At 58.4% G+C, this 22,945-nt stretch carries 17 protein-coding genes; 4 read left to right on the forward strand and 13 right to left on the reverse strand.

Annotated features, from left to right (window positions below):
* Positions 1 to 122 precede the first annotated feature (122 nt).
* On the forward strand, positions 123 to 785 hold the full coding sequence (locus F8A90_RS10815) for a fibrobacter succinogenes major paralogous domain-containing protein (protein ID WP_200017140.1): 663 nt from the start codon (positions 123 to 125) through the stop codon (positions 783 to 785).
* A 329-nt stretch (positions 786 to 1,114) separates the two neighbouring features.
* On the opposite strand, the gene F8A90_RS10820 is transcribed toward F8A90_RS10815, so the two are convergent.
* From F8A90_RS10820 to F8A90_RS10845, 6 genes are all read right to left on the reverse strand, one after another.
* Positions 1,115 to 1,459 (reverse strand): hypothetical protein, encoded by a 345-nt coding sequence (locus F8A90_RS10820; RefSeq protein WP_191237272.1) that lies wholly within the window; start codon positions 1,457 to 1,459, stop codon positions 1,115 to 1,117.
* A gap of 253 nt (positions 1,460 to 1,712) precedes the next feature.
* A complete protein-coding gene (locus F8A90_RS10825; protein ID WP_200017141.1) occupies positions 1,713 to 2,306 on the reverse strand; it encodes an ankyrin repeat domain-containing protein in 594 nt (197 codons plus the stop codon).
* Between the two features lie 256 nt (positions 2,307 to 2,562).
* On the reverse strand, positions 2,563 to 4,101 hold the full coding sequence (locus tag F8A90_RS10830; protein ID WP_325096915.1) for a catalase: 1,539 nt from the start codon (positions 4,099 to 4,101) through the stop codon (positions 2,563 to 2,565).
* Positions 4,102 to 4,665: 564 nt separating this feature from the next.
* Entirely contained in the window at positions 4,666 to 6,273 is a 1,608-nt protein-coding gene (locus F8A90_RS10835; RefSeq protein WP_191237274.1) for a BCCT family transporter, read from the reverse strand.
* Positions 6,274 to 6,867: 594 nt separating this feature from the next.
* A complete protein-coding gene (locus tag F8A90_RS10840; RefSeq protein WP_233593651.1) occupies positions 6,868 to 8,538 on the reverse strand; it encodes a GMC family oxidoreductase N-terminal domain-containing protein in 1,671 nt (556 codons plus the stop codon).
* 233 nt (positions 8,539 to 8,771) lie between these two features.
* A complete protein-coding gene (locus tag F8A90_RS10845; protein WP_200017143.1) occupies positions 8,772 to 10,289 on the reverse strand; it encodes a CoA-acylating methylmalonate-semialdehyde dehydrogenase in 1,518 nt (505 codons plus the stop codon).
* Positions 10,290 to 10,761: 472 nt separating this feature from the next.
* On the opposite strand from F8A90_RS10845, the gene F8A90_RS10850 reads away from it, so the two are divergent.
* The 3 genes from F8A90_RS10850 to F8A90_RS10860 all read left to right on the forward strand — a co-directional run bounded on the left by F8A90_RS10850 (position 10,762) and on the right by F8A90_RS10860 (position 12,721).
* Positions 10,762 to 11,658: a LysR family transcriptional regulator gene (locus F8A90_RS10850; RefSeq protein WP_200017144.1), complete on the forward strand. Its 897-nt coding sequence runs from the start codon at positions 10,762 to 10,764 to the stop codon at positions 11,656 to 11,658.
* 290 nt (positions 11,659 to 11,948) lie between these two features.
* Positions 11,949 to 12,317: a PH domain-containing protein gene (locus F8A90_RS10855; protein ID WP_200017145.1), complete on the forward strand. Its 369-nt coding sequence runs from the start codon at positions 11,949 to 11,951 to the stop codon at positions 12,315 to 12,317.
* Between the two features lie 86 nt (positions 12,318 to 12,403).
* Complete coding sequence (locus F8A90_RS10860) at positions 12,404 to 12,721, forward strand: hypothetical protein (protein WP_200017146.1); 318 nt, start codon at positions 12,404 to 12,406, stop codon at positions 12,719 to 12,721.
* A 755-nt stretch (positions 12,722 to 13,476) separates the two neighbouring features.
* Here F8A90_RS10860 and F8A90_RS10865 read toward each other — a convergent pair.
* The 7 genes from F8A90_RS10865 to F8A90_RS10895 all read right to left on the reverse strand — a co-directional run bounded on the left by F8A90_RS10865 (position 13,477) and on the right by F8A90_RS10895 (position 22,943).
* Complete coding sequence (locus F8A90_RS10865; RefSeq protein WP_200017147.1) at positions 13,477 to 14,145, reverse strand: DUF938 domain-containing protein; 669 nt, start codon at positions 14,143 to 14,145, stop codon at positions 13,477 to 13,479.
* 196 nt (positions 14,146 to 14,341) lie between these two features.
* The gene (locus tag F8A90_RS10870; RefSeq protein WP_200017148.1) at positions 14,342 to 15,394 is read right to left on the reverse strand and encodes a glycosyltransferase family protein; all 1,053 of its coding nucleotides are present in this window, start codon (positions 15,392 to 15,394) and stop codon (positions 14,342 to 14,344) included.
* 291 nt (positions 15,395 to 15,685) lie between these two features.
* Positions 15,686 to 16,720 carry a glycosyltransferase gene (locus tag F8A90_RS10875; RefSeq protein ID WP_200017149.1) on the reverse strand — a complete coding sequence of 345 codons (1,035 nt, stop codon included), beginning with the start codon at positions 16,718 to 16,720 and terminating at the stop codon, positions 15,686 to 15,688.
* Positions 16,720 to 17,772, reverse strand: coding sequence for a phytanoyl-CoA dioxygenase family protein (locus F8A90_RS10880; protein ID WP_200017150.1), 1,053 nt, complete (start codon positions 17,770 to 17,772; stop codon positions 16,720 to 16,722). Before F8A90_RS10880 ends, F8A90_RS10875 begins: the two co-directional genes overlap by 1 nt.
* Before the next feature lie 57 nt (positions 17,773 to 17,829).
* Positions 17,830 to 20,247 carry a glycosyltransferase family 2 protein gene (locus F8A90_RS10885; RefSeq protein WP_200017151.1) on the reverse strand — a complete coding sequence of 806 codons (2,418 nt, stop codon included), beginning with the start codon at positions 20,245 to 20,247 and terminating at the stop codon, positions 17,830 to 17,832.
* A 66-nt stretch (positions 20,248 to 20,313) separates the two neighbouring features.
* Complete coding sequence (locus F8A90_RS10890; protein ID WP_200017152.1) at positions 20,314 to 21,603, reverse strand: hypothetical protein; 1,290 nt, start codon at positions 21,601 to 21,603, stop codon at positions 20,314 to 20,316.
* A 137-nt stretch (positions 21,604 to 21,740) separates the two neighbouring features.
* A complete protein-coding gene (locus F8A90_RS10895; protein ID WP_200017153.1) occupies positions 21,741 to 22,943 on the reverse strand; it encodes a glycosyltransferase family 2 protein in 1,203 nt (400 codons plus the stop codon).
* Positions 22,944 to 22,945 lie beyond the last annotated feature (2 nt).

Genomic DNA, 22,945 nt, shown 5'->3' on the forward strand with positions numbered 1-22,945 from the left:
TGCCGACCACCGCCCTTCCCGCCCATCTTCAGGGACGCGTAGTCATAAGCTGTGTACCAATGGGAAGTGACACCCTGGGAGTCGAAACGATGACCGCGGCAATATTCTTGGCAGGAGCCCTCATGTTGCACACGAACCTCTCGCTTGCCGACAGCCTTTACGAGCAAATGCATGACCCGGAGACGTCCATTCAGGACAGTGAAGGCAATCTCTATCGCACCGTGAAGATCGGCGATCAGACCTGGCTTGCCGACAATCTCAGAACGACTCGCTACCAGGATGGCTCTCCCATCAGGACGGCCTTCATCCCCGAGGACGATCCCGACAATCTGCTGCCATTTGGCCGTCTATATGACTGGCACGATGTCAGTGATGAACGCAATCTGTGCCCGGTGGGCTGGAGAGTCGCCTCGGATGAAGACTGGAAGACACTGGAACGCGCCCTTGGCATTGCGGAGAAGGATATCGAGTCGACGGGATGGCGTGGCGATGACGATATCGCCATCACGCTCAAGGCGGCTCAACCTGACTCCCTGTTGAGGTCCTTTGATCAGGCACGCATCAACCTCACCGGCTTTTCTGCCAGGCCGGCGGGCGTCAAGTGGAAGGGCTGGTATATCACCCAGGGGGTGTACACGGAATTCTGGACCCGCACGGAGGCCACACCGGCGAAAGCGTTTGCCAGAACATTGGCCTACTCCTGGTGGAATACCCACAAGGGCGAGATCCGCCGAGCGACACTGGGCAAGGATGGCATGTTCTCGGTGAGATGCGTAAAGGAGTGATCAGATCACAGCACTGGGGGTAGGTGGAGGGGCACAGTCGGTAGCGAGATAGGCGCAAGGAGCGCTTGAGCAAGGACTCTGGGCCGCTAAGTCACGCTGATGGAAGACATTCGGGCATCAGCGATTGCAAGCGTGATTCAATGAAAGTCCTTGCTGAAGGGTTCCTGCCGGTTCCGGGCGCAAGATGACATTGTCGTGGTCAAGCGTCTTTCCGCAAATGGCGGGCTTCACGTTATTGTATCGTGCTGATCATTGCAGGCTGGCAGCTAGCGCTCAGAAAGACTCGACCAGGGTGTCACGCACATCCATCCCGGAGGTGATATCGGCTGTCAGGCGCTCTCGCTCAAGGCATGTTCGATGCGGGTAGCAGGGACACTCTTGCCGGCATCATTCACGAAATCCGTCGCGTGATTCTTGTCTTCAATGGCCCACTTGCGAGCATGTCCGCGGCTGCCTTCTTCACTCAAGGCATGCTGCACTCTGCCTGCCGCCACGCTCATGCCACTTTCCACATAAAATTGCGTGCTACGCTCGGCTGGCTGCGCCTGCCCCATGATACGACTCTCGCTCAATGCCTCACGGACACGGGTGTCGCTTTCGCCATTGTCGGCAAGCGCCGCATTGCTCGCAGCACACAGGGCAGCTGTCACACACAGTACTTTCATGGCTTTCATTATGTCACTTCTCGTCTTTTTGATGGGTAGGTCAGATCTATCAAACTTGCGATTTTCCAAACGTCAGATTGATGCAACGCAAGATTGATAGAGCGTAAAATTGATAGAACGTAAAATTGATAGAACGTAAAATTGATGGAGTGCGGAATTGATACGTCAGGTTCGTGGCGCTGAAGGCCTGTGAGCCATTTGCGTTGTCAGCCGATAGATTCCCCGAACAGACTTCACCGGCCAGCCTTGGCCACGCCTTGCCTCACATATTGAACTTCACCAGCGTCACGATACGTGACAGGCCCTGGGCCGCTGCCAATGACTGCGCAGTATTGCCACGCGCATCCTTGATCGAGGGGTCCGCACCGGCCTGCAGCAGCTGCTTGATGATGTCTTCGTTGCCGAACAGGGACGCCATCATCAGTGCCGTCTGGCCACTGTAATTGCGATGATTCACATCACAGTCGGTATTGGCGAGCAGCCACTTGGCTGTCTCGTCAAAGCCGCGAAACGCTACGCCCATGAAGGCATTGCTGCCCTTCTCATCCAGAGCACAGGCATCAGCACCAGCGGTCTTCAGCAGCGCCAGGGTGTCGGTATGCCCGTAATAGGCCGCGAGAATGAACGGCGTATAGCTTCGCGAGTTGGTAACGGAAAGGTCACCGCCCTGCTGAACATATTCCTGGATCGCGGCATTGTCGCCGTCGCGTGCGGCATCAAAGATATCAATGTCGCCGGCCGCGACAGCCTGACCCGCCATGACCATCAGCAGCAGACTGGCCAACACCGCCAGCCATCTTCTGCCCAGGCCGTGTTGCGGTCCGCGGTGGTCTGTGGCTCGCATCGCATGGTGCATCTTGCGCTCCTCTCTGATAATGCTCTGATATTGCTCTGGTGTTGCGGCCGGCAGAGGAGCGCAAGCTCCCCTGCCGGGTGAAACAGGCCTTGGATTTCCGAGCAGCGGTTGATCGCGATCGCATCACGCTTATCTTCCTGAGCTCTGCTTCCTGAGCTCTGCTTTCTGAGCTCTGCTTTCTGAGCTCTGCTTTCTAAGCTCTGCTTTCTGAGCACTGCTTCCTGAGCTCTACTGTCAGCCCGCTGCCTCAGATGCCTCAGTCCTCGATCAGCTCTTCCACGTCGTCCATGTCGACGTCCGCCACCTTGGCCAGACGCTCACCATATTCGTGGTCGGCCTGGTAGAAGTGGCTGACCATGATCTCGCGGATCTCCTCGTTCTTGACCTTGCTCAGGTCAGTCCCCAGCGCCTGGATCAGAGCGTCCTGATCCTGCTCGGAGAAGGAGCGATACAGCTCACCGGCCTGAGCGAAGTTCTGCTGCTTGCCGATCGGCTGCTGCTGGGTGGTGCCATTCAGGGTGTAGCGCTTGTACTCGTACTGGCTGTCATCCACCAGCGAGTCGGCGTTGCGGCTCGGCTGATAGTTGATGGAGCCGGAACGCGGCTTGGAGTAACCCGCGCCGTCCTGGTGGTTGTTGTGCACCTCATTCTTGGGCGCATTCACCGGCAGCTGCATGAAGTTGGCCCCCAGGCGATAACGCTGGGCATCGGCGTAGGCGAACAGACGCCCCTGCAGCATGCGGTCTTCGGACGGCTCGACACCCGGCACCAGGTTGGCCGGCGACATGGCCGCCTGCTCGGTTTCCTGGAAGAAGTTGTCCGGCGTACGATTCAGCGTCAGCTCACCGACCTTGCGCGCCGGGATCAGGTCTTCCGGCCACATCTTGGTGGTATCGAGCGGATTGAAATCGAAGCTGTTCAGCTTGCTCGGGTCCAGGGTCTGGATGTAGAGATCCCAGACAGGATCATCGCCGGAATCCAGATGGGTGTAGAGATCATCGGTCAGGTGGTTGAAGTCCGTGGACTGCACCTTGGCCGCCTCTTCCGGGGTCATGCCGTGGTTGCCCTGACGCGACTTCCAGGTGAACTTCACGTACTTCCAGTCGCCTTCGGCGTTGACGAACTTGAAGGCATGCACACCGGAACCATCCATCTCACGCAGGCTGGTCGGAATCCCCAGCGGCGAGTAGAGATAGGTCAGCATGTTGGTGCTTTCCGGGATGTGACTGAAGAAATCGAAGTAGCGATTCGGGTCCTGCAGGTTGGTACGCGGGTCCGGCTTCAGCGCATGGATCATGTCCGGGAACTTCATCGCATCGCGGATGAAGAACACCGGGAAGTTGATGCCCACGATGTCCCAGTTGCCCTGCTCGGTGTAGAACTTGACGGCGAAGCCACGCGGGTCGCGCAGGGTCTCGGGCGAGCCCTTGCTGTTGATCACGCTGGAGAAGCGCACGAAGACCGGCGTCACCTGGCCCTTGTCCTGGAAAGGTGCCGCGACGGTCAGGTCGGTCAGGTCCGCGGTGGCACGGAACTCACCGTAGGCACCGGTACCGCGAGCGTGGACGACACGCTCCGGTATGCGCTCGCGCTCGAAGTGCGCCAGCTTCTCCAGCAGGTGGTGGTCCTGCAGGAGTGTCGGGCCGTTCGGGCCGGCGGTCAGGGAGTTCTGGTTGTTGCCGACCGGCGCACCATTGGAGCGAGTCATCACTTCCTGCTGTGCCAGACTGCTGGCAGAAAGGCCCAGCGCCATCACGGCCGTCAGGGTCTTCATGGGAAAACGTACGTTCAGCATCTCGCAAATTCCTCGTTAAATCAGGGAGTAACGGGGCGAGGAGTATTGGCGAGAAGTTCCCATAGCAAAAATAAATAATAACTAACCAGGGAATAGCGAAAAACTAATACGTTGCAATATAAGCAACAATTGATTGCTCCCTGCCGAGAGGAATCAAAGATGGCGTCCGGCACGATGAACAGGTCTTTCTGCATGTTCATGCATACAGGGGTCTCTCTGTTGCGGTTTTCAGGTCAGATGCAAACTCCCCCATCATCGATCGCCCAGCGGGAGACCGCCAACTCAAGACCTGAGGGCCAGACGTTCAGGCCAGGATTGTTGCGTCCTGTCATCCAATCCGCGCGGCTCGACACACTCGATGCTGCCCCTCAACCACCATCCATCCGCACGGACGCAGGCCCACCGTGAGCCCACTCCCCCACTTTCCGCGTTGTCCTTCGCTGCCGACGCCTTGTCAGGCATGTCCATAGGCCAGAAACGACAACGGCCCCTCATGTTGAGGAGCCGTGAGTGAGGAGCCGTTGTCGTGAAGTCTTGCGACGTATCTATCAGCGCATCCCGCGGTTACGCCTGACGATTCGTCTTCTTCGGCTTGCGCTGGAAGGCCGGCATGTCATCGATGACCAGCACCGGATTCAGCTCTTCCTTGGGGAAGTCATTCTTGAGCCAGCGCAGCATCGAGAGCGCCAGAATCAGCATCACCGGGATCATCGGCAGCGCCACCACGATGGTCGAGGTCTGCACCGTCTGCAGGCCTCCCAACTGGATCAGCGCAACGCCGACGGCCGCGATAAGGAAGGCCCAGATCAAACGGAACGAGCGCTTGGGTTCCTGATACCCGGACAGCTTGCGTGAGGTCACCGAAGCCAGCACGTAGGCCGAGCTGTCCAGCGTGGTTGCCAGGAAGATGAAGCACAGCAGGATGAAGGCTACCGTGACCAGCTTGGCGTACGGTAGGGTCTGCAGGATACCTTCCACCGCCAGCGGGATACCGCCACTATCCAACAGCGCCTTGATGTCCAGCGCGCCACTGATCTGCAGATCCAGCGCGTAACCGCCCCACACCGCGAAGAACACCCAGGTGCCCAGCGAACCGAACACCAGCTCGGCGATGATCAGCTCACGGATGGTACGACCGCGTGAGATACGCGCCACGAACAGCCCCACCATCGGCGCGTAGGCGATCCACCAGGCCCAGTAGAAGACGGTCCAGTCCTTCCAGAAGGTGGAATCTCCCGCCGGGTCGGTCCACAGGCTCATCGGGATGAAGTTGCCCAGGGTCTTGCCGAGGCTGTTGACGAAACCTTCGACCATGAACTGCGAGTCACCGACGATGAAGGTGAAGGCCAGCAGGAAGATCGCCAGGATCACGTTGACGTCGGAGAGAATCTTGATGCCCTTGGCCAGGCCGAACCAGACACTGGCCGAGAACATCGCCGTCCAGATGCACAGCACCGCGACTTCCAGCCCGAAGTTGGCCTCCATGCCGAGGATGCCACTGACCAGCTGCGAGACCAGCGGTACCGCCAGCCCCAGCGAGGTGCCGACGCCGCCGACGATCCCGAACACGACGATGGAATCCAGCAACACGCCCCAGGCACCATCCGCATGACGGCCCAGTACACCGCGCGAGGCGACGGAAAGACGCACGCCATCACGTTTCTTGACGTACATGGAGTAGGCGATCGGCAGGCCCGGCAGGCAGTAGAAAGCCCACGGCGTGAGCCCCCAGTGGAACTGACCGAAGGCCAGCGCCCACTCCGCAGCCTCACGACTCTTGGCCGCCACGTGGTAGGCCGGCGAGGTGTAGTAGTAGATCGGCTCGACCCACGCCCAGTTGACGATCGCGATCCCCATCCCGCAGGTGAAGATCATCGCCACCCAGCTGAAGTAGGAGAAATCGGGCGTGTCCTCTGCCCCGCCCAGACGGACGTTGCCGTAGCGGCTGAAGGCCAGCCAGATGAGGAAGCCGACGACGCTCAGGCCGGCCACCAGATACAGCCAGCCGAACTTGCCGGTGGCGAAGGAGAAAGCGGCATTGATCAGCGCGGTGCTGGCCTCCGGGAACAGGATGACCGGGCCGATGAAGGCCAGGATGACCAATACGGCGGGGATGAAGACACGCGGGTCCAGATGATCGCCATCACTGGCGGGGGGAACTGCTTCTTGCACGACTACCACCTTAGTGAGAAAGCCCGAGCAAGAGGGGCGAGACGTCGCTCTTGCTCGGGCAGTTCGCTGTATTCAATAATTTTTCGTAATGAAAAGAGCGCGGTATTATACATTTTTTTATTCCACGCGCATTATACTTTCCCGGCAACCGCAGGAAGCATGAATCGCGACACGGTATTTTCTCATGCAAACATGAATTCCATTCATGATTATAGCGTTGCACTTTCATTTCTTCTGCGCTCGCCTCATGCCTTCTTCGCGCCCTTCTCGACCAAGTTTCCGCCAGACGTGAACAGGCCGCCGACACGTCAAGGTCGGCGGCCTGTGGGTCTCAAACGCTCATGAGCAAAGACTGTCACGCAGAAACCAGCACCTGACGCGGCAGTCTCTACGCCCCTGGCATCACGAGGGTCATGCCAGCCGATGCGCCACTCTCATGAGCAGAAACCTCAACGTTCACCTCATGTCACAAGACGCTCAGCGCTTGAGCACTTCTCATGCGCCGGAAGCTGCCCCCTGCCAACTCAGGGTCAAACAAGTCGGCCTTGAGCGATCAGCACTGGCTGACGCATTGGGGACATGAAGGGCCTCGTATCAGTCTCCTCCGACAGCTGACTCCAGAATCCAGCCAGCGGCCTTCTCTGCGATCATCAGGGTCGGCGAGTTGGTATTGCCGCTGACGATGGTCGGCATGATGCCGGCATCTGCCACCCGCAAGCCGTGGATACCGCGCACCCGCAGGCGGCTGTCGACCACCGCCAGCGGGTCATCCGCCCGCCCCATGCGCGTAGTGCCGACTGGATGGAAGATGGTGGTGCCGATATCACCGGCGAGCCTGGCGAGCTCTTCGTCGCTCTGATACTTGACACCTGGCTTGATCTCTTCGGGCTTGTAGCGCGCAAAGGCGGGTTGTTCGGCAATGCGCCGCGTGACCCGCAGTGAATCGGCGGCGACCTTGCGGTCCTCCGGCGTACTCAGGTAGTTGGGTGCGATCGCCGGGGCCTGGCGCGGGTCGGCGCTCTGCAGACGCACCGAGCCACGGCTGGTGGGGTTGAGATTGCAGACACTCGCGGTGATCGCCGGGAAGGGATGCAAGGGCTGCCCGAAGGCCTCGAGACTCAGCGGCTGGACGTGATACTGGATATTGGGGTGGGCGTAGTCCTCGCTGCTGCGCGTGAAGGCTCCCAATTGCGATGGCGCCATGCTCATCGGCCCGGAACGCTTGAACAGGTACTGCATGCCGATGCCCATCTTGCCCAGCAGCGTGCTGGCCATGGCGTTCAAGGTCTTGGCATTGGTGACCTTGTAGACCGAGCGGATCTGCAGGTGGTCCTGCAGATTCTCGCCGACGCCGGGCAGGTCCTTCACCACCTCGACGCCATGTTGCTCCAGCAATGCCTTGGGCCCGACCCCCGAGACCTGCAGCAGATGCGGCGAGCCGATGGCGCCGGCACACAGCACGACCTCACGCTTCGCCGTGAGGTTGATGAGCTTGCCATCACGCACCACCTGCAGCCCGGTGCAGCGCAGACTGGAGGCGTCCTTCACTGCGTCCGCCCCTGTGCCAGCTCCTGTGCCAGCTCCTGTGCCATCCCCTGCGCCCTGCTCGCCGCCCGCGAACAGCAGACGATTGACCTGGGTGGAGTGCCACAGCGTCAGGTTGCCGCGCTTGAGTGCCGGACGCAGAAAGGCCTTGGCCGTATTCCAGCGCCAGCCGGAACGCTGATTGACCTCGAAATAGGCCACCCCTTCGGTGCTGCCACGATTGAAGTCCTCGGTGCGCGGGATGCCGGCCTGTTCGGCGGCACTGGCGAAATCGTCCAGCACCTCCCAGTTGAGGCGCTGCCGCTCGACTCGCCATTCGCCACCGTGACCATGGAACTGGCGATGCTCGGGGCCGGCATCCCCGCCCTCGTCGAGGCGCGCGTGATCCTCATGGCGCATGAAGGCCGGCAGACATTGCTCCCAGCGCCACTCGCTGTCGCCGGTCACCTCGGCCCAGTGGTCATAATCCCGCGCCTGACCGCGCATGTAGATCATGCCGTTGATGCTGGAACATCCCCCCAGCGTCTTGCCGCGCGGATAGATCAGCGAACGTCCGTTGAGCCCCTTGTCCGGCTCGGTGCGGTACAGCCAGTCGGTGCGCGGATTGTTGATGCAGTACAGGTAGCCCACCGGAATGTGGATCCAGTGATAGTTGTCCCGCCCACCCGCCTCGATGAGCAGCACGCGGTGATCAGGATTGGCGCTGAGGCGATTGGCCATCAGGCAGCCGGCGGAACCGGCCCCCACGATGATGAAATCGAATTCCGACAGATCGTCTCCCGGTTTGGCGGGGCGAGCGTCCTGCTCGCCCCCCGGGGGTCGATGCTGATTGTTCTTGTTGTCTGACATGGCGCGTCCCTCTCCAGACAGCTGGCGTATGCTGGTAGGTAACCAGAATGCAGATGACTACGATGCAGATGGCGACAGTGCAGATGACCGCAGTCGCGAGCGACTTACTTGGCCGTCGGCATGGCGAATTCGGCACCGGCATCGATGGAATCCGACCAGCGCTGCATGATGGACTTCTGCTTGGTATAGAAGCGCACCCCCTCTTCACCGTAGGCGTGGGTATCCCCGAACAGGGAGCTCTTCCAGCCGCCGAAGCCGTGCCAGGCCATCGGGACCGGAATCGGCACGTTGATGCCGACCATGCCGACTTGGATGCGCCGCCCGAATTCACGCGCGACACTGCCGCTCTCGGTGAAGCAGCTCACGCCGTTGCCGAATTCGTGGTCATTGATCAGCTGGATGGCGGTCGCGACGTCCGGCACGCGGACACAGGCCAGCACCGGGCCGAAGATCTCTTCCTTGTAGATCGTCATGTCCGGGGTGACGTGATCGAACAGCGTGCCGCCCATCCAGAAGCCTTCAGTGCTGTCGCCGCCGATGTCGTTGCCGGTGAACTCACGCCCGTCGACGATCATCTCGGCCCCTTCCGCGACGCCTTTCTCGATATACCCGCAAATACGCTCATGCGCCTGACGGGTGACGATCGGGCCCATCTCGGCGTCCAGATTCATGCCATCCTTGATCTTGAGCTCGCGGGCACGCTCGGCCAGACGCGGCACCAGGGTGTCCGCCACATCGCCCACCATCACCGCCACGCTGATGGCCATGCAGCGCTCGCCGGCGGAGCCGTAGGCCGCGCCGATCAAGGCATCCACCGCCTTGTCGAGGTTGGCGTCCGGCATCACCACCATGTGATTCTTGGCGCCACCCAGCGCCTGGATGCGCTTGCCGTGGCGTGCGCCGCGCTCATAGATCAGGTTGGCGATCGGGGTCGAGCCCACGAAGGACAGTGCACGTACCTTGGGATGATCGATCAGCGCCTCGACGGCACCCTTGTCGCCCTGCACCACGTTGAAGACGCCATCCGGCAGGCCCGCCTGCTTGAGGAGGTCCGCCATCATCAGCGAGGCGCTGGGGTCCAGCGGGCTCGGCTTGAGCACGAAGCTGTTGCCTGCCGCGATGGCGACCGGGAACATCCACATCGGTACCATCACCGGGAAGTTGAACGGCGTGATGCCGGCGACGACGCCCAGCGGCTGGCGCATCGTCCAGTTGTCGATGCCGGTGCTGACCTGATCGGTGAAATCCCCCTTGAGCAACTGCGGAATACCGCAGGCGAATTCGACGATATCGATGCCGCGTGCCACTTCGCCTTGGGCGTCGGTGAACACCTTGCCGTGCTCGCGGGTGACCGCCTCCGCCAGCGCATCCTTGTGCTCGTTGAGCAGCGCGAGGAACTTGAACATCACTCGAGCGCGGCGAATCGGCGGCGTGTCGGCCCAGGCCGCGAAGGCGGCGTCGGCAGCAGCCACGGCGGCATCGACATCACTGTTGCGTGCCAGCGCGACCTGACCGGTCACCTTGCCGGTGGCCGGATTGAAGACATCCTGAGTGGCGCTGGAATCGCCTCGGGTCACCTGGCCGTTGATGAAATGCTGGATAGCGTGGGCTGCTGTCGTCATGGTGCTGATCTCCGCTGGCGGTGTTTTATAGGAATAAGTCTGTGTCATGCACATGTCTGGCGCTGAAGGTCCTTCGCCTGGTCAATGACGTTCGCCTGGTCAACGACGAACGAGGACATGCCATCAGCAGGTGTTCATGAAATTACGCCGCCACGCGCAGGGTGCAATTGAGTAATTCTTGGGTGAGATATAACGATTGCTGATATCCGATTGCGCTCAGAAACTTCTCGGCTTTCCTTGAGAACCGGAGAAGCAGTTAAACATTGAGAATCAATCAGTTATAACAAGAAAGAATGGAGGGATTCCGACAGCGGTAGGCGCTTCGATCTCAAGGCCTGTCCCGAGTGATGACGGCTTACCGCGACCAATGGCCAATAGGTGACAGCGAACGCATTCAGACCACAATGCGTCATGCAGGGCCAGCAGCACGTCTCTCGCCGGCCGGAAAATGCCAAACACATGGATGTCACTGATGCAGGATCTGTCCCGACTCAATGCCTTTGTCACCGTGGCGCGCACCGGTAGCGTGTCGCGAGCGGCGCAGGCGTTGCACCTCACCCAGCCCGCGATCAGCCTCAAGCTCAAGCAATTGCAGGAAGGCCTGGGATTGAGCCTGTTCGAGCGTCACCCCCATGGCCTGTTGTTGACGGCCGATGGCCAGGCCTTGCTGCCCAGTGCCGAGAAGACCCTGGCCAGCGCACGTGGCTTCGAGCAGGCCGCCGCGGCACTGCACAGCACAGTACGCGGCAAGCTGCGTATCGGCACCATCGTCGACCCGGAGTTCATCCGTCTGGGCAGCTTGCTGCGCCATCTTCTGGAGCGTGCACCCAATCTGGAGACGGAACTCCACCACGGCATGAGCGGCTGCGTCCTCAAGGCGCTGCGCCAGAATGCGCTGGAAATCGGCTTCTACCTCGCACCACCCGGAGAAGGCCCGCGCGATGACTCACTCTGTTATCGCGAACTGGCATTCTTCGACTATTTCATTCTCGCCCCCACCGGTTGGTCATCGCGCCTGACCGAGACTGATTGGCCCTCCCTGGCCGCCCTGCCGTGGATCGTGACGCCTGAGAATTCTGTCCACTCACGCCTGCTGGCGCATGCCATGCGCGACAGTCAGTGCATTCCCCATCGCGTCGCGCAGGTGGATCAGGAAGTCTGCATGCTGGACCTGGTACGCGCCGGCGTCGGGCTGACATTGGCCCGCGATGTACTGGCGCTGGCCGAGCGCCAGGAACGTGGCCTCAATATCGTGCCAGACACCCGCCTGCCCTGCGCCTTGAGTGTGGTATGGCGTCACGACAAGCAACACGAACCCTGTGTCGAAGCTGCCCTGCAAAGTCTCGAGGAGGTCTGGCCGTCTGAGTGAAGGGCAAGTGAAGGAAGATGGCCTACGAGATCGAGCGGCTAGCTTCATGCTGACCAGAGCGGCAGGTGTGCATTCCGACGTTCTCCCTTCTTGCACTGCCATGCAGCACTCTTGATCGCCTCGGAGCTCTGGTGTCAGGGCACGGGGCTACTCCGTTGGTGCGGGATGGATTATTCTAGTCGTGATACTGAAAAAACCGCATGTCCCGTCAGAGGCCGAGGGATGGCCTCTGCTCATGCGTTATCGAAGTATCCCCAGATGGCAGCACTATCGAATCACAAGGTAACACAATGATAGATTTCAATAATAAAGGCTTTTTTAAACTCAAACAGAACGATGAATATGCCGAGCGCGTCAATGACCTGATGATCGATGGCGAAGAAATCATTTCAGCCTATAAATCAATGCGTGACGGGGTCGTGTTTACCAACAAGCGTATTATCGCTGTCAATGTACAAGGATTGACGGGCAGCAAGAAAGACTTCACCTCCCTCCCGTACAAGAAGATTGAAACCTATTCCATCGAAACCTCCGGCACCTTTGATCTTGATTCAGAGCTCACGATCTATTTCTCGGCACTCGGTACGGTGAGATTTGAATTTACCGGCAAGACACGCCTTACCGAAATCTCGCAAGTCATCACCACCTATGTGTGTTGACTCCCTGCTGCTTCAGATGTGAATTCCTTTGATCAAACGGGGTTACCCAGATGAGTGACATGTCAGTCGACCAATTCGAAGAAAGCATGAAACGCGAACTCGACAAGTTCGTGCGCAGTACCAACAGAGCCGCCAGCTCAACCTCCCGAGCGTCCGCTACTCGTGCGCGTCCTGAAGCACCACGCGCCAGAGAGACCACCACTCCCCTCAAGGGACTGCGGGTAACGCTTGGCGTCAAGCAGAAGCGATTGGCATTGGAAGTGCCCTTCACGGTGCAGACCGACAGCATTTCGCGAATGGAAGCGCGCATCCATGCCGAGAAGGCGGCACGCAAGGCCGGCTGGAAGATCATCAGCCACGTGATCGACTGGAATGATACCGAGCGGGAACCCGACGTTCGCTGACACCTCGACCACTACGCCTGAAAGGGGGATGACATCGGCTGCGCCACTAGCCCATATCGAGATTATCGAAAGGCAATCACGCCTCGGGCGGCATAGGCTCTGTAGACACACTCACGGTCTAGAGGGGTATGCGCATGAAACACTTCGATTCATTGTTCTCTCTGTTCGCGGCGGTCCTGTTGTTAGCCCTCCTGCCCTTTACCATGGAAAGTGACGCAAGGTCTGCCACTCACGACCCGCAACCTTTCTCATACCCTCTAGTAGAAGGCTCGCTCGAGGAAGACGACGGTAACGAGACGCCCGACGCATGAGTCACTGACGTCGGGCTGGCTTGATATGCGACCTTTTGTGAAGCATTCGCCTGGAGTCGTCAGCCCCGGTAAACGCCACCTTCCTCGACTCTGCCCGCTGAATCACCTGCCAGGCCGGTGCGATCGCTTCCGCTAACGTCTCCCCGTTGCATGCAATTTACGCAAGCGGGATTTCCGATAGCATTCGCCGCGCAGCAGAAGGTCTGTAATATTCCCCGTTTGATGTCAGTCAGATTGGCAGCATAAATACTTACATAGAGAGAAAGATAGCGGCCCTTATTGAAGCTGAGCTGGAGATTCAAGCGCTTGCGCACTTCCTTAGAACCGCATTTTCCTCGCCCATACACGACAATGCCCCGACCTGGCGACAGGACGGGGCATGTCGTAGTGAGTGGGTCACATGAGGTGTACTCACCCTCTCTGACGGCCCACTGACCGCTAACGCTAACGCCGAAAGACCACACTCAGATTGTTGGCCGGCATCTCGACCACCCTGTCGAGCGTCAGGCCGTTACGCTTCGCTTCCTCGATCACGGCTTCCAGATCGCGCACGCCCCATAGTGGGTTGCGGCTCTTGAGCTGGATATCGAAGCCTTCGTTGCTGGGTGCCGTGTGCTGACCTTCTCGCTTGTAAGGGCCGTAGAGATACAGCACGCCGCCCACCGGGAGGAGTCGCCCTGCCCGTGCCATCAACTCGGAGGTGACCCGCCATGGTGAGATATGGATCAGATTGATCGCCACCAGCGCATCGCAAGCCACCTCAGGCCACTCGGCCTGCACATCCAGCGGGATCGGCGCCTTGAGGTTGGGCAAGGCGGCCTCGGCGCGCCAGTCCGCGATGGATTCCAGCGCACGCGGGCTGGCATCGCTGGGCTGCCACTCCAGATGGGGGAGCCCGTGGGCGAAATGTACCGCGTGCTCGCCGCTGCCACTGGCCAGTTCCAGCACCTGACGCCGCTGTGCCAGCACATCCCGCAGGACATCAAGAATCACGTCACGATTGCGGGCGACCGCTGGGCTCGCGAGACGCTGGCTGTGCGCCACCTCGACACCCTTCTGCGACGAGCGCGCCGCTTCGCCAGGCAAGTCATCGGGTAACTCGGGGGTGGCCATGCAGCACTCCTTTCAACAGGACAAATGACTCAGAACGAATCAGGTGGCTAGATCATAACAAAGCGCCGCGCCCTGAGGGGCGCGGCGCTTGAGCAAACAGTGATTGGGTCGGGCGATTTCGATCAGACCATCTCGTTTCGGCTTTCTCGTCTGGGCTATTTCGTTTCGGCTATCTGAAGCAGACCACAAAACGACTCTAGCGTGGGCGCGCCACCGTCGAACGCGCGCGCCAGAAATCCAGCACCCGCAGCGGGTCACCTACTTCATGGGCTTTATGTTGCGCGTTGTGCGCCATGGCACGCGTTGCGTCACGGTCGCCCAGCAGGCGCTCGAGGGCGGCTGTCCACTCTGTTGGATCATCCCCGACCAACAGGCCGTCGACGCCATCCTCGATCAGATCGGCATAGGGCGCCCGGCGACTGTAGATACCCACCCCGCCCATGCGGGTGATGTCGAGAAATCGCAGCCAGGAAGCAGCACGGTTATCGGAGTTTTCCATCAAGGGCGCCAAGCCGATGGCGATCCGACGCCGCGAGCAATAATCCTGAAAGGCCTCCCAACTGACGGCCTCCATCGTCTTGAGGCGGGAAATATCGCTGAGCGCCAGCGGCAGGTGGCGACCCATCATCAGTTCCACCTCACTGTCCGAATGCCGCGTCTGGATATCGCGAAGCACGGGGGCCAATGTGAGGATGTCCTCACGATGCGCCAGAGTGCCGTGAAAGCCGATGCACCAGTCGCTCTGCTCGAGATGATGCAGATCCGGCAGCTTGCCGGTCAGTGGCGGCGTCAACAGGCTGACTTTGGGACGCAGACTCGCCAGAGCGGCCTCCAGCTGCTCGCTGACCACGACGACCTCATCCGCCAGCGCGAACAAGCGCTGCTGCAACTGAGCCGCTTCAGACTCAGCGCCTGCTTCAGAGGTGGAGGTGCCCTGCTCCGCTGCCAAGGGCTCAGGCGAATACAGATGATCGACGAGGTAGCAGATACGACCGTGCTGCTCACGGTGTGCTTCCAGCATCTCGATCCATTCTCGCCCCAGGCTTCGCGCGATCAGCAGGCAGGCGCCGGTGAGGCGTGCCTGGGCAAGCTTGGGCGAGAACTTCCAGCGGCGGGTTTCAAAACGCTCGACACGTGTGCCTTCCTTGCGCAACGCGGCCATGGCAGGCAGAAAGAAGTAGATATCTTCCAGCGCCTGGGCTTCATCACTGAGTACGATCCAACGAGGAGTGGTCGGGAAGGCGGTCATGTCAGTCTCCTTTACTCGAGGCATTCATGGTCCCGGCACGTTCGGCGTTACCGCCAAACAAGCGCGAGCGAGAGCACACACTGACTCTGGGACGCTTACTTTGAGCTTAATGATTTCTGGGCATCACACCACTCAAATTTTGCTGGCATGTAGCGGATGTAATCAACGTGTTAACTGCGTTGGACGACAAATCGCCGCTGGCAGTGACGGATTGAAAGGCTCCAGACCCGGAAACGACAAGGCCCGCAGGGTTAGCTGCGGGCCTTGTGGGTTGGAGTCATCTCGCTGAAATCATCGCGAACGCCAGAAGTTCGTACACTTCCGTACAGCGCCAATATCTCGGGCTTTCTGCAATGCCCGCTTTGACATTATCTCGGTTGCCTGTCGATCTCCCAACAACCGTTCGAGTGCCGCCTGCCAGTCAGCAGGATCATCATCCACCAGCAAGCCATCGACGCCGTGCTCGACTATCTCGGTATAAGGTGCTCTGCGGCTGTAGATACCGACGCCACCCATTGCCGAGATATCGAGAAACTTGATCCATGACTTGCCGCGATTGAAGGGAGTCTCGAGCAACGGAGCCAGGCCGATCTGGATACACCGTGTTGCCTGATAATGCTGGAAGGCCTTCCACGGCAAAGCCTCTGGCGCTTCCAGCCGGTCAATGCCGGCAAGAGCATCCGGCACATGCCGTCCCATCATAATTTCGAGGCGTACCCGGGGATGCGACTCCATCACCGACGTGAGTGCGGGTGCCAGGTGTGCGATGTCATCACGATGCGCACGCGTACCGTGATAGCCGATGATCCAGTCAGGCTGAGTGAAATCGGCCGGCTTCGTTGCTGACGCCAGCATTGGCGGTGTCAGCAGCGAGACATTGGCGTGCTCTCGCCCAAGCTGCTCCACCAGCGCCTCACAACAGGCCACCACCTCATCCGCGAGCGCAAGCAACGCGGGCTGTCGCATCGCCAGACCGCTCAAACGCGCCACATAGGCGGCAGGCAAGCCATTGGTACGGGTCACGGCACCAAGATCATCGTCGATCAGATAGATGATACGCCCGAAACGTTCACGATGCCGTTCGAGCAGATGCACCCAGCGCTCACCCAGAGAGCGCACGATCAACAGATTGGCACCTGACAAGCGCCGTAAAGCCCATCGCGTCGGCAGGTGGTAGCGGCGTGTGTCGAAACGCTCGACGAAAGCCCCCTGCTGGCGAAGTGCTGGTGCAGCCGACTCAAGAAAGTAGATGTCCTCGGTGGGTCGAGCACCATCACTGAGAACGATCCACCGCACGCCTGCCAAGGATGAAGCTTCAGCCGACATCAGAACGGGTCCTGCGCACGCGAGGAGTCACGTGACACAACATGCCAGGACGACTCGACGCCGCGTGCTGCGGCACGCCTGTCATCCCTCGCACGCTCTGCCTTGAGAACACGGTACTGCAGGCGATTGAGCCATTCCCCCCCCAGCCCCGGCAACGGCAGGAAAGGCGTGGTGCGGCTCATCCCCCACAGCGCCAGACGCGAGCTGCCCGCCTCGGCGGGGCCACGCCCATGCATGCCGAAGGTATCGGCGATCAACAGCGTGTTGGCAGGCACCTTGAACAAGGTGGGGGGATTGAGCCCGAAGCGGGCCAATGCGCCCTCCTCGACCCGGAATGACCCACGCTGGGTATAACGATTGGCATGACCACGCGCCGTCAGGCTCATGTGATATTCCCAGTCCAGGCGCCCCTGGTTCAGCTGGGTGGACTGCGGCACGAACATGAAGGGCCCGTTGCGCTCGCTGACATCCTCCAGATACAGCCAGAACTTCATGGTCGGCTGGAAGGTATCCACGTGCAGCGACTTCTGCGGGTCGTCCTCATCACTCTCTCTGGCGCCATTGAAGACCTTCTCGAGATGCACGATGGGCAGACGACGGTGTCCTGCACAGAATCGCAACAAGCGCCTCAACCGCGTGTCCGACAGCACCTGCCGAGCTACCGGCAGCTCGCTCAGGGTCTCCGGGTCCAGCAGGACACGATGGGTGCGGGTATCACCCTGGCAGCATTCCCGCACCTCGCCAGGGCCGTGCTCATGCACGCGCTCAAGCTCCACCTTTAGTTGAGCGAATACTTCCGGCGACAGGAAATCCTGTTTGCACAGATACCCCTCACGCAGGTAAGCCTCACGCTCATCCCTGGGCACACCACGGCTGAGCATGGCCATTCGCCAGCGCATGACTCGAGACGCTGCCTTTACCCGCCAGACATGCAGTCCACGACGATTCAGTCCCTCATGACCGATGACAGGATTGGCGGCGAATGACTTGGCACCGGTAAACAGCGCAAGGCTCCATAGAGGAGCCTTCAGAAAGCGCAATGAACGAGACATGGCATTCCTTGTGAAACGGCAATTCTGAAAACAGGCAGACGCAAACTGTGAGACACCTCAACGCAGTGAGAAGTCTTCATGCACCAGCGTCAGATTAGGGTTATAGGCCGGATCATTGTCCAGCTGTTCCGCCCAGGTAGTGCGCATGTAGTCACACTCTGACAGCCAGCGAGCACGTTTCCTGGGTGTGTCATCCGCACCGCGTGAAATCGACTCGTGGTGATACAGCTCGGCATAGGGCGTCCAGAGATTGCGGTAGCCTGCCTCCCGCACCTTGAGACATAGATCCACATCATTGTACGCAACCGCCAGATGCTGCTCGTTGAGGCCATTGACCTCTTCGAAGACCGAGCGACGCAACAGCAGGCAGGCAGCAGTGACTGCAGACAGATTCTGGATCGATTTCAGCCGTCCCTGGAAGCCATCCTCCTCACGATGGAAGAAACGATGCGCATGACCGGCGATGCTGCCAAGTCCTAGAATCACCCCGGCGTGCTGGATCGTACCATTGGGATAATAGAGCTTGGCACCGACACAACCGATGTCCGGACGGCATACCTGCGACACCATTTCCGTCAGCCATTCGCCATTCATCGGCTCGATATCATTGTTGACCAGACCGATGATATCGCCGCGCGCCTCACGGGCGCCGAAATTGTTGATCGCAGAATAGTTGAACGGCGCATCCCAACGCAGCACGCGCACACGTTCATCGCGTCTGGCGACGTCACGCATGTACTCAAGTGTCCTCGGACAACAGCTCTGATTGTCGAGAATCAACAACTCGAAGTGTCGGTATTCTGTCTGCGCAAGGATGGCATCGACACAGGGCTTGAGTATCTCGACGCCATCCCGAGTGGGCACCAGCAAGGAGACCAGTGGCTGTGACTCCGGCAATCGCCATCGCACGCGCACATTTTCTCCGGTTCCGTCGTTGGCCTCCTTCAGCACCTTGCCAGGCTCGGCCACTGCCGTGACAGCATGACGGGTGAGATAGTCGCCGACACGTGCCAGATGCCGTGTCCCGGTATCCTCCGGGCAAGTCTTTGTCGGAAGAAGATGCCGCTCGGGCACATGAACGAGGACCTGAGGCACTCGCCATATCAGCGACTGGTGACTCATGCGGGTCGACGCGATCATCTCCAGCGCCAACAGATGGATGAGATCAGTGGTCGTAGCCGTCAGGATATCCTCTGTCTCGAGAAAGCCTCGACAGGCTTGCCACTGTTCACGGGACCACAGCCCCAGATGCCCGAGATACGGTGTGGAAAGCAGCAGATCCGGGTTCCAGCCAGGCTTGAAGTTCGGTGAGTGACGATGTCCGTCGCCATCGATGCGGTCTTCATCGCAATACAGAAAACCGGCCTGCGGTTTTTCCTTCATCAGCCGCGCAAAGCACGTCAGCGCATCAGCAGACAGGGTGGCGCCCGTCGTCATCAACCCGACCCAGTCACCCACTGCCGCTCTACTGATAGCCGCCAGCGGATCCGTGAAGCGTCCAGTGGCCTGCTCGGGCTCTGCCAGTAACGTGATACGCTCATCGCTCGCGCAGCAGGCAGCCAACCAATCGTGCTTCTTCAGGGCCGTATCCGAGGCAGATACCACCAGCTGCCAACGTCGGTGAGTCTGCGCGATCAGGCTTGTCAGGCTATCGCCGAAAGCTTCCCGGCCGATATCTTCATTGACGATCATCCCAAGGCTGAACACCATGCCGGAGGTGATCACCGGCGCGATATGATCGGCCACCTTCGCATTCACGAGGCCTTGCCCCAGTGATTCGACCATGTCGATCCACTGTTGGTAATTGTGCTTGGAGCAAAGACTGATAAAGGTACTGTCGTAATGGCGAAGCGCCACGACTGACCAGCGCTCCCCCGTCTGCTGCACTTCCTGTTTGATAGCCCGGGTGACCTGCTGCTTTGGCAAGCCGCGGAAATGTCGGTGCGCCGTGACCAATCGCTGGATCAGACGGTCTCGGGCAAAGGTGGGGGTCAACCAAACCAGTCTGAAATGCTTGAGCCGGAAAGTCCCTCGCCCGTTGATGGGGCACAGAGTAATACGCCGGACTCCGCGTGGGACACGCAGCATGCGACGGGTGATCTTTCCCGCGCGCAGCGGCAGCTCTACCGTGTGAATTCGCGTGTCAGTCTGGAAAGTGATGACCGCAGCGGCGCCCGTGATAGAGCGCTCCATGTCAATCTCGACCATGTTCCAGCCGGGTATCGGCTTTGGGCCTTCCCAGAAAAAGGCTGATGTGCTGGAGAGTGAGCGCCACTCCCCCTCTTCCAGAGGCTCAAGATCTCGATCAATACGCAGGTAACGAGGAACACGAATATGCAGGGGAAGCGAAAGAAAGGTCGGGGCTTTTGCAGTGGAGGATTGTAGCTGTGACCCCTCCAGAAATGATGGTATCGGCAAAGCTTTCTTCCATGACGGGTAAAAGGTGACGGCATGACTGCTGTCTGGTGATGACAAGGTAACACCTCACCCGGGGATACCGGGTGAGATATCAATCATCGCATGAAGCCTCGAGATGCGACGCTACTGAAAGGCGTTGTCTTCAGGCGCACTGCCCGAGGCATTGACCTGTTCCAGCACCGACTGCTTGTCGGCAATGCGTCGCCGAAGCTTCTTGATGCTTCCGCCGCCGGGACGAGTCTCCAGTGCCTTTTCCAGCAGTAACAGGGCATCGTCCAGCAGCCCCTGCTGCTCAAAATAGGCCCCCAGCTCTCTGAGGCGGTCAGCTTCCTTCATCTTGCTGCTGCCGATAATACCGCGAGCACGCGCGCTCAGGCCTGTCTGTGCGGCGGGTTCCTCGAAGTCGAGCCCCAACAGGTCCAGAAGCTTGAGAAAGGCATACCCCTGACGACCATTGCGATATTGGGTCACTGCCTCCTGCTTGATGGCTTCCAGCTCTTGCGGACACTGGGCCTCGAGATAGGCCAGCGGCCGGTAGGGATTTCTCTCCTCGGCAGAATGCGCGCTTCTGCGGGCCTGTGGAGGGAAAAGCACATCACGCTCCAGCGTCTCGAAGCGCTGCATGACAGGCTCCATCGCCGCCAGAAACATGGCGTTGATCTCCTGGTACAGCGTCTCGGGGATATCCTGACTCCCGAGGGAGCCTTCCTCAGGATGTAAGTCAGAATATCCCTGCAAGGCCCAATCGACCTCTCTGCCGATTTCGGGCGGCAACTTTCCCAGTACCGTATTCAATACGCGCTTGAGTTCGAGCGCCGAACGGACATAGCTACGATTGGTGATCTTGCGCTCAGGCAACAATCTCGCGATCTCCGGCCCCTGCAGGCCCAGTGCCTCCAGAAATACCGCTTCGATCTGTGGCTGGTCGGCCTCGGGTTTGCGGTAGGTCAAGAAACGACAATTGACGTCACCGAAGGCATCTGCCCATTGGATCAGTGGAACCCCCGCAAGACTGGGCTTTCCGTTGCGCATCACGGGTGCCAGATGATTGGATAGACGCCACGTTTCACCATGACGCTTGATGCCCTGATTGTGGTTACCCATCAGGTAATCGATCGGCGCACGCACGAAGGCAACGACACGAACGTTCTCTGGAGCCAGCTGGGCATGCTCATGCAACAGGGTATGGAGCGCCTGAGCCTGATTGAAGAAAGACTCCGAGGAAAGCACCAGCTTCAAGCCCTTCTTGCGTGCATGAGCCAGCCACTTGTCCAGCAACGCCTGGGCGCCCTCAAGATCACCCTCGCGCAGGGCGCCACCCAATTGCCCATGCCCACCTGATACCCCATTCTTGTCGATGCCGTGTTCCGGGTAATAGAAGCCATGTTTCTCGAGCACCTTGCGCGAACTCAACAGGAAGTTCTGTAAAGCTGAAGAACCCGCTTTCGGTGAGCCTATGTGGAGCGTTATAGTCTCGGAATCAGAAGAGCAACTATCGCGCTCCTTTCTCATCAGCTTTTTAATCATAATTAAAACTCATAAATATAGAGTCAAGCATGAAGGCGCTCTTCATAAAGCTTCATTCTCTTGATCATGAATGGGCCTTTGGGGTTAAGTTTCAATGCCTCAGTCATGAAGAAATGTGCGACCTCAATATCTTTTTCTTCGACCCCTACTGCAATATCCCGCAGATATTCAAACAGTCTGCGCTTTCTATCAGTTTTTTTCTTTGACTTATCATCAATATATTTCATCAACAGTTTCATTTCTGGGTCTTTTATATTCCTGAACACCTTTTCCAATTTATCTCTGTATTCATCACCCAACCGATAAACCTTCAACAACAATACGCATTTCTGGTGCAGGTAATTTATACGAGCGTGTTCAATCAGGCTACTGAGACCACAATCACTGATAAATTGAGCAAGCGCCAGTCGATAAGCATCCACAAGAGAGGCATCGAACTCGATCACATCACCAGTTTGATTTTGACCAACATATCCATTCCGATTCATCTTGATCGATAAATCACTATCTGGATTGGAACGAACGAGGGAGCATAAGTATTCTATTTCTGACTTCATTATTCTATGCACAATGAAGCTTCTTTTCAGTCCTGATTGTTCTGAACTGACTCTTCCTTGTCTTCTTTCGTCCTGTGCAGAAAATCGTTTTCCGTTCGCCATGACTCCTTTATAACCACCTTTTATCCTTGCTTTGTGCGCGCTAAATAATCTTGGTGTCAACGAATTCTTGTAGAGTGTTTTCACCAAGCTACTTTCACGATAAGCAAGAGTATCTCCCAATAATGAAAAAGGCTTGTTATGACCATTCTCCAAAAGCCATTCATAGGAAACCATCTGCGGCTTGCCAATAGCCAAATGTTCTTCTCGAATCGTAGATTTAAAGTCCAGAGGAGTCCAATACTCATCTGCATCTATATAAAGAGTATAGACATCAATATCTGTTTTTTTCGCTTTTGAGAAATGATAAGAGTATACAATGTCCTGAATATGCTTTCTTACACTGGGTTGACACCAGTCTATCCAATCGATTATTTCAAAATTAACTGATGGGTACTCATCAGCGATAGATCTTGCTATTGAAATACTGTCATCTGTAATTCTATTCAAATAGACATAAATTCTGTCAAAACCAAAGTGAAGGTGATGAAATATCCACTCATGCAAATAGGCAGCTTCATCCTTCGCTATACAAACAGCATGATATTGAGTGTCTCTCTGGGTATTCATAT

Source organism: Cobetia sp. cqz5-12 (assembly GCF_016495405.1).
Taxonomy (GTDB): domain Bacteria; phylum Pseudomonadota; class Gammaproteobacteria; order Pseudomonadales; family Halomonadaceae; genus Cobetia.

What these genes read in the sequence shown, in the direction of transcription:
- F8A90_RS10815 (WP_200017140.1), top strand. Translation starts at nt 123, where the DNA reads ATGTTGCACACGAACCTCTCGCTTGCCGACAGCCTTTACGAGCAAATG.
- F8A90_RS10820 (WP_191237272.1), bottom strand. Translation starts at nt 1,459, where the DNA reads ATGAAAGCCATGAAAGTACTGTGTGTGACAGCTGCCCTGTGTGCTGCG.
- F8A90_RS10825 (WP_200017141.1), bottom strand. Translation starts at nt 2,306, where the DNA reads ATGCACCATGCGATGCGAGCCACAGACCACCGCGGACCGCAACACGGC.
- F8A90_RS10830 (WP_325096915.1), bottom strand. Translation starts at nt 4,101, where the DNA reads ATGCTGAACGTACGTTTTCCCATGAAGACCCTGACGGCCGTGATGGCG.
- F8A90_RS10840 (WP_233593651.1), bottom strand. Translation starts at nt 8,538, where the DNA reads ATGGCCAATCGCCTCAGCGCCAATCCTGATCACCGCGTGCTGCTCATC.
- F8A90_RS10845 (WP_200017143.1), bottom strand. Translation starts at nt 10,289, where the DNA reads ATGACGACAGCAGCCCACGCTATCCAGCATTTCATCAACGGCCAGGTG.
- F8A90_RS10850 (WP_200017144.1), top strand. Translation starts at nt 10,762, where the DNA reads ATGCAGGATCTGTCCCGACTCAATGCCTTTGTCACCGTGGCGCGCACC.
- F8A90_RS10855 (WP_200017145.1), top strand. Translation starts at nt 11,949, where the DNA reads ATGATAGATTTCAATAATAAAGGCTTTTTTAAACTCAAACAGAACGAT.
- F8A90_RS10860 (WP_200017146.1), top strand. Translation starts at nt 12,404, where the DNA reads ATGAAACGCGAACTCGACAAGTTCGTGCGCAGTACCAACAGAGCCGCC.
- F8A90_RS10865 (WP_200017147.1), bottom strand. Translation starts at nt 14,145, where the DNA reads ATGGCCACCCCCGAGTTACCCGATGACTTGCCTGGCGAAGCGGCGCGC.
- F8A90_RS10870 (WP_200017148.1), bottom strand. Translation starts at nt 15,394, where the DNA reads ATGACCGCCTTCCCGACCACTCCTCGTTGGATCGTACTCAGTGATGAA.
- F8A90_RS10875 (WP_200017149.1), bottom strand. Translation starts at nt 16,720, where the DNA reads ATGTCGGCTGAAGCTTCATCCTTGGCAGGCGTGCGGTGGATCGTTCTC.
- F8A90_RS10880 (WP_200017150.1), bottom strand. Translation starts at nt 17,772, where the DNA reads ATGTCTCGTTCATTGCGCTTTCTGAAGGCTCCTCTATGGAGCCTTGCG.
- F8A90_RS10895 (WP_200017153.1), bottom strand. Translation starts at nt 22,943, where the DNA reads ATGAATACCCAGAGAGACACTCAATATCATGCTGTTTGTATAGCGAAG.